The organism is Cytobacillus sp. Bac17, from assembly GCF_024519925.1.
Lineage (GTDB): Bacteria > Bacillota > Bacilli > Bacillales > Cytobacillaceae > Cytobacillus > Cytobacillus pseudoceanisediminis.
This window is the reverse complement of sequence record NZ_JALJRC010000003.1, coordinates 42882-57297: the sequence shown is the minus strand read 5'-3', so window position 1 is coordinate 57297 and position 14416 is coordinate 42882. Positions and strand designations below refer to the sequence as shown.

Here is a 14416-nt window from a genome sequence, read left to right as displayed (position 1 = left end):
TGCCGTATAGGCGGCTTTTCTGATTAATAGGGGTGTTAGATGTGAAGGAATAAAACATTTAAATATAGAATAATTTTTCTTATGGAATAAGGTGTAAAAATGGATCGGTGAATGGGAGAAGAAATATGGAGAAAAAGGGTCATAATCATGATAAGACAGAGTAATTCTAATTCTTTAATCCTCGTAATCCACGAAATCTATGGAATTAATCAACATATAAAGAGTTTTTGCGAATTATTATCAAAGCAGGGTTTTGATGTGACATGCCCCCATTTATTAGAGCGAGAGATACCTTTTGAATATTCTCATGAGGAAGCCGCTTATCGCCATTTTATGGAACATGCAGGTTTCGACAGAGCTGCCCAAAAAATAAAAGATCTATTATTGGATGTTAAAGATGAATACGAAAAAATATATATCATTGGATTTAGTATAGGTGCAACTGTTGCCTGGCTGTGCAGTGAGGGAGATTGTGTTGATGGTATAGTGGGATACTACGGCTCAAGGATCAGGGACTATTTAGAGTTAACACCCCAGTGTCCCATAATGCTATTCTTTCCACAAGAAGAGCAGTCTTTTAATGTTGATGAGTTACTATTAGCTTTAGAAAAAAAGAAAATTAAAGTACATAAATTTAAAGGGAAACATGGATTCAGTGATCCATATTCCTCCAGATATGATGCAGAATCAGAACAAGAAGCATTTAGCAAAGCCATGGATTTTTTATTGCATATTGATTGAGGTATTATTATGAAGCTAACCGTGAGTGTTATCACCTTGAATTTTAATAAAAGTTTACAAGCCCGTTCAATTTTCTTAATACAAGGATGCTAATTTAGATTTAGCGGGGATAGCATGTGTGGCTATCATTGTATTTGGCGCAGGCGGAGCCAAATGCCTTTTTTGTTTTGCTTATATTCAATTTATAAAATTTACTGTCTATTATTTAGCCTCTATAAAGGATCAAGTGGGAAATGTCCATTATTTTGAGGAGAAAGATCTTAACATCCATTCTTAGCAGTGTGTTATTTGTACTGATTTTTTCAGTGCCAACAGTCTTTGATATGAATGCATTTGTTAATTTATATTATTTAAATCTTATGTTTGTCGCTGCCTATGGAGTAATCACTTCGATGTTCAGTGATTGGTTGAGCAAGAAGATTTTCATTGCAAACACTAATCGTGAAATTGCCTCCTTTTTATTCTATTTGGTTCAGTATTAAAAGAACTTAGTCTTGTTTCTGCTGTCTCTTTTTTCATCATTGACCGTGTACTGACAAAAGCAGAAATAAGGTGGTGGTCAGTAAATACAGCATTATCCGTGATAGTCCTTATATTTATTATTGCTATTAATATTGATTTCCCATAACAAGTCCTAGAGCTGAAAATTCATTGAATTTCAGCTTTTTTTGGTGTGTTAAAGAGGCCATTTAGTTTACTGCCGGGAAAACTTAACTATTTACAAAAAATATCTTGAAATAATATAATGATATAGTGATTTATGCTTAATCTTATTTTAAGAACGGGGGACCCATTATTTACAGCGGAGTTTCCGCTTGGGGTGAATCCTACTATGGAAGGGCTTACTGTTTCCGCAGTCCTAACCCGAAAGCTAACCTCGTCAGCGTTTAAGGAAACATAAGAGAATATGAAATAGTGTGAATTGACAAAACCAGCATTTTTGTCGATTTTCTTTTTTATCAGGATCTCATCTTTGTTTCCCTTGCCTGCGCAGCACGTATAAAACTAAACAAGAAGGTAGGGTAATTGATGAAAAAAATTAAATTAAGTTTAGCCACTCAAATTTTCATCGGTCTTATTTTAGGAATCGCTATTGGCGGTATTTTCTATGGAAGTGAAACGGCGCAAAGTGTGCTGCAGCCCTTTGGCGATCTTTTTATCCGCTTAATTAAAATGATTGTTGTTCCTATTGTACTATCAACAATTATTGTTGCCATTGCTGGTGTGGGTGATTTAAAAGCCGTCGGGAAGCTTGGCGGTAAATCATTGACTTACTTTATTGGCATGACTTTGGTTGCTATTGTGGTGGGCCTCATTGCAGGTAATGTTATTCAGCCTGGTGCCGGCCTGAATATGGACAGCCTGCAGCAAAGTGACATTTCGAGCTATGTTGAAACCAATAAAGAGCAGGAAGGCAAGTCGATAGCAGATACATTTTTGCATATCGTACCTACTAATCCTGTACAAGCCATGGTTGAAGGCGATATGCTGGCGATTATCTTCTTTGCTGTTGTATTTGGCCTTGGAATTGCAGCAATTGGAGAAAAGGGAAAACCAGTACTGAGATTTTTCGAAGGCACGGCAAAGGCCATGTTCTATGTGACAAACCTATTTATGAAGTATGCACCAATCGGAGTATTTGCCTTAATTGGTGTAACGATTTCCAAGTATGGTTTTGCCTCATTGATTCCATTAGGCAAGCTGGCACTTACTGTATATGGAGCCATGATCTTCTTTGTTCTTGTTGTGTTGGGGATAATGGCCAAAGTTGTCGGGTTCAGCATCTTTAAATTATTGAAGATGATAAAAGAAGAATTGATTTTGGCATTCTCAACTGCAAGTTCTGAAACAGTGCTTCCGAGAATCATGGACAAAATGGAGAAAGCGGGAAGCCCGAAACATATTTCGTCATTCGTTATTCCGACAGGCTATTCTTTTAACCTGGATGGATCCGTTTTATACCAGGCAATTGCCTCTTTATTTATTGCACAGATGTTTGGCATAGAATTAAGCATAGGACAGCAAATTACGTTAATGTTAGTACTGATGGTTACATCCAAAGGAATGGCGGGCGTGCCAGGCGTATCCTTTGTCGTGCTGCTGGCTACTTTCAGCACAATTGGATTGCCTGCAGAAGGCCTTGCCTTTATTGCCGGCATCGACCGTATCCTTGATATGGGCCGAACAGCTGTTAACGTGGTGGGGAACTCACTTGCGGCTATTGTTATTGCCAAGTGGGAAGGGCAATTTAACCCTCCAGCAGAAGAAAGATTTGAGCAACAAGCTTCATAATAGATTGGAAAACACTAACAAATGGCAGCATATTTGTTAGTGTTTTTTTTTGCTTCTTTGTGTTATTCCATAAAGAGAGGATGATGGAGCAGGTTCGGACAGAGAAGCGGGAAACCAACGTGAAGGAGTCCGAAGGTGGAGCAGGCTCGGACAGAAAGGGGAGAAATCAACGTTAGCTAGTTAGAAGGTGGAGGAGGTTCGGACAGAGAAGCGGGAAATCAACGTGAAGGAGTCCGAAGGTGGAGCAGGCTCGGACAGAAAGGGGAGAAATCAACGTGAGCGAGTCCGAAGGTGGAGGAGGTTCGGACAGAAAGGGAAGAAATCAACGTGAGCGAGTTCGAAGGTATAGGAGGTTCGGACAGAGAAGCGGGAAATCAACTTGAGCGAGTCCGAAGGTGGCTTATGAAAAGTTAATGCTGTTCCACTTTTATCAAATAGCCCTTAAGGGTCATAATTATATTATAATGGAGTAAAAACTAGGAGGAGTTAATTTGACAATGGGAAATATGGAGCTGTCACCAGAACAGCGTGAAGAACTGCTGGAAACTCTGAAAGCGCGTTTTGAGAAAAACATGCACCGTCATGAAGGTGTGGAGTGGGCTGATGTACAAGCTAAGCTCGAGGCTAATCCTGAAAAATTGTGGTCACTCAATGAAATGGAAGCAACTGAAGGCGAACCGGATGTTGTACGCCATGATCAAGAGACCGGCGAATACATATTTTATGATTGTTCAGCTGAAAGTCCAAAAGGCAGGAGAAGTGTTTGTTACGATCGTGAAGCGCTGGAGGCACGGAAGAAACACAAGCCGGAAAACAGTGCTATGGATATGGCAGCTGCCATGGGCATTGAGCTTTTAACCGAAGAGCAATACCGGGAGCTTCAGGAGCTTGAACATGTCGATAAGAAAACCTCTAGCTGGGTGCAAACGCCTGAGAATATCAGAAAACTTGGCGGGGCGATCTTTTGTGACCGGCGCTACGACACTGTTTTTGTGTATCACAATGGAGCCGATTCGTACTATGGTGCAAGGGGTTTCCGGGGCTCGCTGAGGGTTTAGATTCATTGCAGAAATTTGGGGGCCTGACTTCCTGAAGACTACAGTTTAATGAACAGGTTTTGTATTTCGCTGCCATTACGGCGGCTTTTTCTTTATTTAAAAACTGGCAGTTTAGTTGAATATAGCACCAAATATCTGAATAATACAATATAAAGGAAACCCATTAGAATGGGAGTGTTGTACTTGAAAATACTGGTCACCGGTTCCACAGGCCAACTAGGTTCAGCTTTACTTAATCAACTAAAGGAGTCTGGTTATAAAGTAAAATTAACTTCTAGAAGAAAACCTGATGGAATTGAAGATTTCAAGTGGATTTATAGCGATTTATCGTCAGGTGAAGGGTTAGAAGAAGCAGTAAAAGATGCAGATGTCATCCTTCACGCAGCAACAAGTCCAATAAAGAATTCAAAAAGTGTTGAGGTTTCAGGCTTTAAGGAGCTATTAAAAAAAGCACAGCACGTAAAACATTTTATTTATCCGTCAATTGTTGGGATTGATGAAATACCATTTAACTATTATAAGCTAAAATTAGAAGCAGAAGAATTGCTGAAAAACAGCTCTATCTCTCATACAATTGTACGCGCAACTCAGTTCCACCATTTTATTGATCATTTATTTCTATCCAAATCCTTTCTTAAAAGATATATTGTCCCGGATAAATTTAAGTGCCAAAGTGTAGATGCGGGTGAATTCGCTGAGCATCTAATAGGTTTAGTGGATAAAGAACCACAAGGAAGAGCGGAGGATTTTGGCGGACCAGATGTAATGACATTAAGAGAAATGGCTGAACTGAAAATCAAACTAAATAATGAACCAAATAAAGTTTTAAGCTTATCTCTAACTGGAAAACTATATAAATCTTTCTGTGATGGGAAAAATACCAATCCTGCTCGAAAAATGGGAAAAATCACTTTCGGTGAATATCTAAGTGAAAAGATAAAGGGGCAGTAGTGCGCTCTTAATGATTGAGGCGTTGATCCAGGAGGGGATTAACGCTATTTTTTTGGAACTGCCTTAATATGCAGGTTAATAAGGATCCAGATTAAAAAATACATAATAGAGGTAATAACCTATGATTTATTTTAGATTTTGTTTTTATCAATTCTTTTTATTTTCCACACTCTTTGTTATTAACATCAACTTTGATAAATATATCAGTAAACCATTTACTCGTGTTGATTTAATCGCCATATGTATAAGTGTGCCTATCCTGTTTATTCTTTTTACCGCTGTAAGTAAGTTATATAGACGATTCGAGGTTATTAAATTACGAAATAAAATATTCATTTCAATACCTGTTTTTATCATATCAGTCCTATTTGCAGGGTTTCTGGGACAACTGTTCTTCTAGATGGATTTTAACATCGAAATCATTTATTTTAAAATAAAATAGATGAATTATTAATTTTGTTAAAGAGAGCTATTTCTGCGACCTGCTTTTTTTAACTAAATAGGCAGATTTGTTGAAAATGTTACAAAGGCCGATAAGGGGTTGTTAAAGAGAAAAATCTAATGTTTTTAGTAACGGATCAATTTTTGAGTCAAAGGTGAAAAAGTAAGATTTATTTTCATCATCAAATAAGAGTAAATATGGCTTTTCGTTTTTTGGAATGATAATGATCATTTCATCAATCAAAGCATATATCCATTTGTTTTCTACTCGATGAGACGGCTCTAAAGGGATTTTAATCATGTAGCCTTTGTCTGGAATTGGTTTTAACTTTTTAACAACATTATCAATTTCTTTAATTATTTTTTCAGCTTCGAATTGTATCTTAGGATTTGTTGGGACTGTCTTTGTTATCTCATTTTTTTCAATATCAAGAAGTTCAATATTCGGCCTGGTTTGTGCATTTACTACGATTAGATTCATTAGCAAAAATATGTGAATGAATGAAAGCAATATTTTATGAACCACAAAGTTCACCTCGTTTGTTATTATCACCATCGATTATTAAGTTATGTATAAGCTTGTTGTGCTAATGAAATCTTGGCTGAAGGAGCCAGCTTTTTCTTATTTAGCTAACGGGTGTGGATTCCGATTCTATAATAATATGAATTTCATTATATTAATGAAAAACAGCAATGTTTTATACCATTCATTAACGGAATTATCTGAGGCGATAGGAGCTGCAGAGGACAGTAATAAGCTGTATTAGCGGGATTCATTTAAGCAAGCACTGCTGGTTCAAAAATATTAAAAGGAAGGCATTGTGCCTTCCTTTTTAGTATGTTTCATACTCCTGTCTTGGAAGTATAATAATCCCCTAATGACTTACTTCTGATTGAAACTGTGGAAGATTGAATTTCTTTCATAATGGATACTAGCTGGTTTCTTTTAGCTGTTTATAGAATAAGCTGTTGAAGCTTCCGGTAAAAAGATCTTATCGCCTTGCAGGCTGATTTTTTCACTGTATTTGCCCAGAGTATCTGACGATAACCAGGGCATTAGCAGTTATAATTAGTTATAATCAGAAATAACAAATTGGGAAGGGAGATTTATAATGAAAAAGCAGTACCTGTTATTTTTTTCATTAATAGTCCTTTTTTTATCATTGGCTGGATGTTCAAATAATGACCAAACTAAAAAATCAGGAGAGGAGAAGCAGGAAGGAACCGAAGAGAAAGTGGAATTGACTATTTCGGCAGCAGCAAGCCTGCAGGATGCCTTAATAGATATTGAAGCAAGCTTCGAAAAAGAACATCCGAATATACTTGTAAACTTTAACTTTGGAGCATCAGGCTCTCTTCAGCAGCAAATTTCGCAGGGAGCACCTGTTGATCTTTTCTTTTCAGCAGCAGAGGATAAATTTGATAAATTAGTACAGGACGGGCTCATCGAGGAAAAGAATGGAATCGATTTAGTTGGGAATGAACTTGTACTAGTGGTGCCGAAAGATTCAGCATTTGGAATTAAATCATTTAATGATCTTGCTGAAGCAGATAAAGTGTCTATCGGCACTCCAGAATCTGTTCCTGCAGGGAAATATGCGAAGGAGTCTTTAGAAGATACGGGTATTTGGAAAAACATAGAAGAAAAAGTGGTGTATGCCAAAGATGTTCGGCAAGTACTTACATATGTAGAGACAAATAATGTGGATGCTGGAATTGTTTATAAAACGGATGCGTTAGTATCTGAAAAAGTTAACATCGTGGACACGGCAGATGAAAACACTCACGATGCCATTATTTATCCTTTGGGAGTGGTTAAGGATACAAGTCATCCAAAGGAAGCCAATTTATTCTATGATTATCTTCAGAATGAAAAATCAATGAGTATTTTTGAAGAGTATGGGTTTAAAGGCCTTAAATAATTTAAATGGCTGCTGATTTTTGGGCACCAGTTGTTATGAATGTTACCGGAAATATCCCAGGAAAAACACAAACGATCCCAACAGCTATAGTTGTAGCTATTAACTTAGGCAATATGGAGGTGGCCTGGTTATGGGGGCGAGCATGATTGGGATGTCGTTTATCAAGTTAGTTTTAGTCCAGATAATAAAATCTTAAAAATGCTTTTATATTAGCAGGCATCCTTTTGCGGGATGTCTATTTTTATTGGAAGAAGACTGGAATTCGTAAAAAACATCAGGTGACAGTACTAAAAGAGGCAAAAAAAGAGCTGCCAATATTGGCAGCTAAAGCATATAACATATTCAGATTAAAATCTGCGAAGGAGAATTTATGCGGTTATCCCGATATCAAAATGACCATCCTTTGTTAAACGCCAATCGGGTTATTCAACAATCTGTTCCCAACTAATATTGAAAGCAAGCTTCCAAAAAATACGCAGGCAAATAATCGAAACCCCCAAATACAGATAGATTCCATATGGCAATAATGTGCTGGCGAAATGAAGTCCGGCAAATAAGGCTACAATCAGCATTAATCCGAAAATAATGGCACTATTGCCGTTTTGATTGTACTCATCAAAAGACTCCGAAAAGGGAAGAGCTTTCTTTAGGACCATAAAACAAATGACCGCATATAGACAGGCACTGATAAATACAGCGACAAGATCAGGCAGAATTTTTGCCCCGAACAGGAAAAGGAATAGTGCACTCAGAAGCAAGTATACTGGCAAATATAACTTAAAGATAAATGCCTTGATGGTACCGCTGAAAACCGGCTTTAGCTGTTTGAGGGGGGCAACCCGGTAAATAAAGGCACCCTTATATTTCCCTGAATACTTTAGAAGAATCATGATGGTCGGAATGATGATTAAGCTAAAGTAAATCGTTAAATAGGACTTGCTGTCAGATACCTGTACAAAATCTTCTCGAAGAGTATTCATGATAATAATAAACGGAATCACGATAGAAAAACCCAGAGACGGATAGGCTTTTAGCTTAAAATCCCGTTCATTTCTCATCATGCTGCCGGCAAATCTGAACACTGCTCTTTCTTCAGGTGAGCGGCAAATGATGTTGAGAAGGAATTGCCCTACTTTACTTCGTTTCTTTTCTTTGGATTTTCCATGATAAGCAAGCTTTTGCAAGTTTTGCTCGAAGGTGCTGGAAAATTTCATATAAATCCAGATGGACAGGATCGGAACAATGAGTCCTAATGCTGAAAAAATGAGATAAAACGGCTGGAAGGTGCCCTTCATCATCATTTCGATATTTGCCCCAAACCACATTGGAAAGATGAACACCTGCCACCACTTTGGCTGAAGCGAGACCGTTAAGTCAATTAACTCAAAAGAGCGAATAAGCAATTGATAGCCAACCATGATCATAAGGGAAAGCCCAATTTGGACATAGTTGATGATATCTTTTAATTTTTCCCCATCAAAAAATCGCAGGATCGTTAAATAGATCAGTGCGGTTAAACCAACAACCAATAGGTCAATCAGGATGATGTTTACCGCAGCAATAAGGAAAAATAAGAGCCCATTTTTGATAAGTCCCACTATCAAAGGGATTCCAGCAAGCGCAATGGTAAGGAAAGAAAGATAAATCGTAACATGCACCATTTTTGCCGTGCTGATCGTTTTTCGGTCGACTGGCTTTGGAAACAGGATGTTACGATCACGAATATCCAGTAAAACCGAAGAGAAATCGGAAATCATGGAGGTCATAACGAAAAAGGTGAATATCCCATAAAAGAGGCTCATCTGGAATAGGTAATTGTCCCCCATAAGCACAAATGGTATCAAAAACAGCCCAAACAATACATAAATCCATAAAGATTTTATGTACTGATTGTTTTTTTCCTTGTTTTCTTTTTTGGCATTCTGCGAGAAAATGGTGGGCACACGCCGTCCATCCATCGTCAGCTTTACTTGCAGGAGTCTTCTCATTATCTTGTAGTCTACGCCAAAGCCGCTGAAAATCCGCTCAAAACGATCCAATAGTTTAAGAGTGCGATAGTCCTGCATCCCTACATCTCCCTTACTACTGAAACAAATCTGGCACCAAGTTCCTTATGTTCACTGAATCCCGTAAGCTGGTTGAAGATCTGTTCAAGTGAACCTTCCGTATTTTGCTGCCTTAACTCTTCAAAGGTGCCATCAGCAGCAATTCTTCCGTCATGCAGAAGAATAATGCGGCTGCTTATCTTTTCAACCACATCCATAATATGAGAAGAATAAAAGATCGTTTTTCCCTGTTCGGCAAGCTGCGCCATGATTTCTTTGAATATCATAACACTGTTCGCATCCAGACCATTGATGGGTTCATCAAAGAACAGAAGTTCCGGATTATGCAGTAAGCTCGAGATAATGAGGAGCTTTTGACGCATTCCTTTTGAATAGGAGGCTATCCGGGAATGGTAGACTTCCCCTATGCCGAATAGTTCCATCAGGCTTTTTGCCTTATCACTGGCGAGGTCCGTATTAAGGCCATACAATTCGCCAACAAAGGTTAAGTATTCCTGGCCGGTCAAATTATCGTATACTTCAGCGATTTCCGGCACATATCCGATCTTTCTTTTATATTCAATATTCCCATCTGAAATATCCTGGCCAAAGATTTTGACTTGTCCTGAATAATCATCTTCAATGCCAAGCGTGATTTTGACAGTGGTGCTTTTCCCAGCGCCGTTCGGGCCAATATACCCGATGATTTCCCCGCTTTTCACCTGAAAAGATACACCATTCAGCACGGACTTCGGACCATAGTTCTTTCTCAAATCACTAATTTCTAAAATAACTTCCTCCATCACCTTAACCTCATTTCAAAATTATTCCATTAATTCTAGTGTAACATTAGAATTGTTGTTGGCTAAAGGGGATTTGGGAATTCTTTTTGGTTTTGTCCTGCTTACTGGAGATGGAATAAAAAGGTTGTTAATCGAATGACCCTTTAAGATAATTAATCTGAAGGGATTTTGGTAATGGAAAATATTTAGGGGGATTAAATGTTGCGGAATCAGCAATGGAGCAAGGTAAAAAAAGATTAGACAGTTTTAAATGTGATTCTCTGAAAGAAAGGCTGCAGTTTACAGTGACCAATTACAGGAGGGCTCACTATCAATTGGGGAGAGCCTTTATTACGGTTGATAAAAAGGAAGTCATCAATATATGTACCATTACTTCTGAGACCGCTCTAAACAGAAGAACTTATGAAATAAAAAGAGAGAAACATATCCCTTATACCGATTGGAGCCAGGAATCAGTGATTTGGGATGAAGCACATGAATGGGTATTAGACGAAGGGATTTTTGCTCAGTATGATTTCTTTGATGCCGTAGAGGAATACTTTCTGCTGCCTATTGAAGAATCATTAAAATCCAACAACATGCTGATTAAAATATTCGCCTTGATAGATAGGAGGGTGGGGAAAAGGACTTTAGAAAAAATGAAGCAGTCTATTCTTTGCGAGAAAGAAATCGTCCAGTTCTTTTATACATTGCGATGTAAAGCTGAAGGTATAAGACTTCATGGTTAATGGAGCAGGAGGTATCCTCGCATGCTAAAAGGCCAGGTTAGTGGAAGCACACCATTCGCTGCTTCCACTATTTAAGTTTACAAATTGTCTTTATGATAGGGCGAATTCATTTCTTCGCTTACCACACTGAAGGTATTCCCATCAGGGTCAAAGAAATCAAACCCTTTCATAATCCCATAATCATGGATGTCTGTTGTTTCCACTTCATTTTGTTTCAACCGATCGTAAGCTTGCTGGATATTATCTACTTCGAAATTATAATATACGTTTTTATTTTTTCCTTTGACAGTAAATTCTGTTGGCTGAGGTTTTTCTGTTTTTATTAAAGCAAGACCTGTGACGTCATTCTCAAAAACATAACCCACACCATGATCAGCCCCATTTTCTTGCCACTCATCTACCTTCGTTAGACCAAGGTTTACTTCATACCATTTTTTAGATCTTTCCAAATCTGTCACCGGAATAAAAATACTGCCTACCTTAAACATGCAAAATCACACTCCTTATTTTTTGTTCCTATACAAACGATTATAATGAAAGAAAAGTTACAAAATAATGAAAATTTTCGGGGGATATAATGATTACAGAATCTTTAACTATTGAGGAGATTTCTTTGAGGCTGTATAAATATTGTTTATCCTTATCATCCTCAGAATGGCTGGCCGAGGATTTAACCCAGGAGACACTGATTAAATTTTTCAAAATAAAAGAAAAAGAGCCAGACCGGGTGATTAACATAACCTTTTTGTACACCATTGCCAAAAATATTTTTATTGATGAAAAGCGAAAGAAAAGTGAAATGCTGATCGATCCTCATGAGTTATTTGAGAAAAGTTGGGATTTTACGGAGTGGGACAGTTTATTAGAAATCTTATATAGTACACTTCCACTCCGTCAGGCTATGCTAATAACGTTAAAAGATGTGTTCCAATATACTTCTGAGGAAATCGCCGCAATGCTGAGAGTCAGTAATGAATCAATTAAAACAGCCCTTCACCGAGCAAGAACTTCATTAAAGAAAAATACTTCTCCAGATGCTAATAAACAGCCATACAATGACAATATAATAAATGAATTTTCATCAGCAGTTAAAAACCATCAGCCTTTAAAGATATTTTACTATTATCGACTGCTGCAAACAGAAAATTTCAAGGTGATGACCAATAGGGAGAAGGGTTTCCATGCCATTTTTATATCAGATCCTGATGGAAATATTCTTCAGATATTTTCAAGAAAGAGTATAGCTATAGGAGTTAAGGGGAGAGAAAAGTGATACCGACATTAGAGACTAGAAGATTAAAGCTGAGAGAAATAGTGAAAGAAGATGCCGAGAGTATATACGCTTGTTTTTCTAATGACAATGTAACTCGGTACTATGGGCAGGAAACATTAGAAAAGAGGGAACAAGCTGAAGCATTTGTTGACTTTTTTGCAAATAGCTACAGGGAGAAAAAAGGAATGCGCTGGGGAATTGAATTAAAAGGAAAGAAAGGAATAATCGGGACTGTTGGCTTCAATGCATTGTCCCATAAACATAAGCGTGCAGAAATAGGATATGAAATACATCCTGAACATTGGAGAAAAGGGTATACTTTCGAAGCTGTGTCGAAAGTTATTCAATATGGATTTCAAGAATTGGATCTTACTCGTATTGGGGCAGTTGTATTTATGGATAATGAGGCATCTAATAAATTGCTGACTAAAGCCGGGTTTCAAAAAGAGGGTATTCTAAGAGGTTATATGCAGCAAAATGGGGAAGCACACGATACCTATGTATATTCTATTCTAAAAGATAATAGGCAGGCTCTACATGATGAATTTATGTGAAAGATTCAAGAGCTGCCAGCCAGGTGTTTTTTTCATTTTACACAAGCGGGGAAAAAGATTTTATAACATTTGAGGTGACTTATAATGAACACTTACGCAGTTGAGGATTTACCGAGAAATAAAATAACAGAGTTTTTTAAATTGCAATGGGGAAGCCCAGAAATGGTTACATCCAGTGGAATTTATGATTGTAGTGCATTAGATGGTATTACGGTTGTAAATGAAGAAGACAATATCATTGGCTTAATCACATACATAATTAAAGATAAGGTATGCGAAATTATATCATTAGATAGTATGGAAGAAGGTAAGGGGATAGGTACATCGTTAGTTCAAGAGGTAGAAAATCTTGCAATAAAGAATAATTGCAAAATCCTTAAACTCATAACAACAAACGATAATTTATTAGCATTAAAGTTTTATCAGAAACGAGGATTTATCCTGTCCAAAATTATTAATAATGCGGTGGAGAGAGCAAGAAAGTTAAAACCCGAGATACCCTTAATTGGAAATGATGGTATTCCGATCAGAGATGAAATTGAATTGGTAAAGGTATTGAATTAATGGGTGCTTATATACAAAATTAGCTGCGAATCGAGCAGCTTTCTTCTTTTTCAACTAACTGGGAATTTTTGTTCAAAAACGAATTATTTAAAAAATGTTAACCCTTCCCTATTACTGGTATTATTCTTTTGCACCGACAGTCGAGATATCTTCAAATGAAAAACACAGACTTAAAATTTCTCTTAAATAGAACTTTAAATAATATATGGTACAATATATCATACCCCAGACGAGTATACTTTAATGTATAAGAAGGAGAGAGTTTATGCATAATTCTGAAGAAGAAAAGTTGACCCATAGGTCAACAAAAGAAAAGGATAAGTTAGTCACTCGATTAAAAAGGATTGAAGGGCAAGTACGCGGCATTCAAAATATGATTGAAAATGACCGGTATTGTGTAGATATCCTAACTCAAATATCTGCAATTAATTCAGCCATGAATAATGTTGGGCTTCATCTGCTGGAAAATCATACAAGACATTGTGTTTCAGATGCTGTAAAAGATGGTAATGGAGAAGAAGCGATTCAGGAATTAATGGATGTATTTAAACGATTTTCTAAGTCACAATAACAAAAGCCAGCACTCGATTGCTGGCTTTATTTTTTATATATTGACATACCCATCATGGGTATGGTAAATTTAAAGCGTAATAAAAATTAATCACAAATAAACAAAAAAATGAAAGGGGTGGAATGATTGGCATATTTGCTTTCTAAGGAATCCTGTTGTTTTTACAGGAAAAGCTCATTAAAAGGATGAACAGAATAGAAGGGCAAATTAAAGGAATAAAAAATATGACGATTAAGCAAACTTTTTGTGATAATATTTTGCATCAAATCACAGCTGCTCAGGCTGCATTAGATTCCGTTTCCAGAGTTTTGTTAGAGAGTCATATAAACACGTGTGTCATTACAAGGTTGAAGAAGAAGATCCAGACATTGTGAAGGAGTTTTTAACGACCATTTCTAAAATTACTAAATAAAATTTTTTGTTTATTTTATACCCAGCGGTGGTATAGTATATATACCGATGATTAAGGAGGA

Annotated in this window: 15 protein-coding genes, 2 pseudogenes and 1 riboswitch; of the genes and pseudogenes, 13 read left to right on the top strand and 4 right to left on the bottom strand. The window is 37.1% G+C overall.

The window, feature by feature from the left end; genetic code table 11:
• Positions 1–111 precede the first annotated feature (111 nt).
• The 5 genes from NR125_RS06880 to NR125_RS06860 all read left to right on the top strand — a co-directional run bounded on the left by NR125_RS06880 (position 112) and on the right by NR125_RS06860 (position 5042).
• Complete coding sequence (locus tag NR125_RS06880) at positions 112–741, top strand: dienelactone hydrolase family protein (RefSeq protein WP_019379563.1); 630 nt, start codon at positions 112–114, stop codon at positions 739–741.
• Positions 742–974: 233 nt separating this feature from the next.
• Positions 975–1223 (top strand): hypothetical protein, encoded by a 249-nt coding sequence (locus NR125_RS06875; protein WP_051005523.1) that lies wholly within the window; start codon positions 975–977, stop codon positions 1221–1223.
• Between the two features lie 269 nt (positions 1224–1492).
• A riboswitch (cyclic di-AMP (ydaO/yuaA leader) is annotated at positions 1493–1642 on the top strand.
• 128 nt (positions 1643–1770) lie between these two features.
• On the top strand, positions 1771–3033 hold the full coding sequence (locus NR125_RS06870) for a cation:dicarboxylate symporter family transporter (RefSeq protein WP_009335337.1): 1263 nt from the start codon (positions 1771–1773) through the stop codon (positions 3031–3033).
• Positions 3034–3530: 497 nt separating this feature from the next.
• Positions 3531–4091, top strand: a complete 561-nt coding sequence (locus NR125_RS06865; protein ID WP_033196451.1) for a DUF4256 domain-containing protein — start codon at positions 3531–3533, stop codon at positions 4089–4091.
• Positions 4092–4274: 183 nt separating this feature from the next.
• Positions 4275–5042, top strand: a complete 768-nt coding sequence (locus tag NR125_RS06860) for an SDR family oxidoreductase (RefSeq protein ID WP_256814861.1) — start codon at positions 4275–4277, stop codon at positions 5040–5042.
• Positions 5043–5586: 544 nt separating this feature from the next.
• On the opposite strand, the gene NR125_RS06855 is transcribed toward NR125_RS06860, so the two are convergent.
• Complete coding sequence (locus NR125_RS06855; RefSeq protein WP_019379556.1) at positions 5587–6009, bottom strand: hypothetical protein; 423 nt, start codon at positions 6007–6009, stop codon at positions 5587–5589.
• Between the two features lie 586 nt (positions 6010–6595).
• On the opposite strand from NR125_RS06855, the gene modA reads away from it, so the two are divergent.
• Positions 6596–7405, top strand: a complete 810-nt coding sequence (modA, locus tag NR125_RS06850) for a molybdate ABC transporter substrate-binding protein (RefSeq protein ID WP_192908133.1) — start codon at positions 6596–6598, stop codon at positions 7403–7405.
• 47 nt (positions 7406–7452) lie between these two features.
• Positions 7453–7601: pseudogene (locus NR125_RS29885) on the top strand (molybdate ABC transporter permease subunit); the annotation flags it as partial.
• 226 nt (positions 7602–7827) lie between these two features.
• Here the strand turns inward: NR125_RS29885 and NR125_RS06840 are convergent.
• Positions 7828–9471 (bottom strand): hypothetical protein, encoded by a 1644-nt coding sequence (locus NR125_RS06840; protein ID WP_251157278.1) that lies wholly within the window; start codon positions 9469–9471, stop codon positions 7828–7830.
• A 2-nt stretch (positions 9472–9473) separates the two neighbouring features.
• Positions 9474–10253 (bottom strand): ABC transporter ATP-binding protein, encoded by a 780-nt coding sequence (locus tag NR125_RS06835; RefSeq protein WP_256814858.1) that lies wholly within the window; start codon positions 10251–10253, stop codon positions 9474–9476.
• A 198-nt stretch (positions 10254–10451) separates the two neighbouring features.
• Between NR125_RS06835 and NR125_RS06830 the strand changes: the two are divergent.
• Positions 10452–10981, top strand: a pseudogene (locus NR125_RS06830) (SF0329 family protein).
• Positions 10982–11058: 77 nt separating this feature from the next.
• Here NR125_RS06830 and NR125_RS06825 read toward each other — a convergent pair.
• The gene (locus tag NR125_RS06825; RefSeq protein WP_256814857.1) at positions 11059–11469 is read right to left on the bottom strand and encodes a VOC family protein; all 411 of its coding nucleotides are present in this window, start codon (positions 11467–11469) and stop codon (positions 11059–11061) included.
• Positions 11470–11558: 89 nt separating this feature from the next.
• Between NR125_RS06825 and NR125_RS06820 the strand changes: the two genes are divergently transcribed.
• From NR125_RS06820 to NR125_RS06800, 5 genes are all read left to right on the top strand, one after another.
• Entirely contained in the window at positions 11559–12254 is a 696-nt protein-coding gene (locus NR125_RS06820; RefSeq protein ID WP_252245883.1) for an RNA polymerase sigma factor, read from the top strand.
• Entirely contained in the window at positions 12251–12808 is a 558-nt protein-coding gene (locus NR125_RS06815; protein WP_192908139.1) for a GNAT family N-acetyltransferase, read from the top strand. Before NR125_RS06820 ends, NR125_RS06815 begins: the two co-directional genes overlap by 4 nt.
• An 84-nt stretch (positions 12809–12892) precedes the next feature.
• Positions 12893–13372: a GNAT family N-acetyltransferase gene (locus NR125_RS06810; RefSeq protein WP_256814855.1), complete on the top strand. Its 480-nt coding sequence runs from the start codon at positions 12893–12895 to the stop codon at positions 13370–13372.
• A 265-nt stretch (positions 13373–13637) separates the two neighbouring features.
• The gene (locus NR125_RS06805; RefSeq protein WP_217034665.1) at positions 13638–13943 is read left to right on the top strand and encodes a metal-sensing transcriptional repressor; all 306 of its coding nucleotides are present in this window, start codon (positions 13638–13640) and stop codon (positions 13941–13943) included.
• A 185-nt stretch (positions 13944–14128) separates the two neighbouring features.
• On the top strand, positions 14129–14317 hold the full coding sequence (locus NR125_RS06800; protein ID WP_306219726.1) for a metal-sensing transcriptional repressor: 189 nt from the start codon (positions 14129–14131) through the stop codon (positions 14315–14317).
• Positions 14318–14416: the final 99 nt, after the last annotated feature.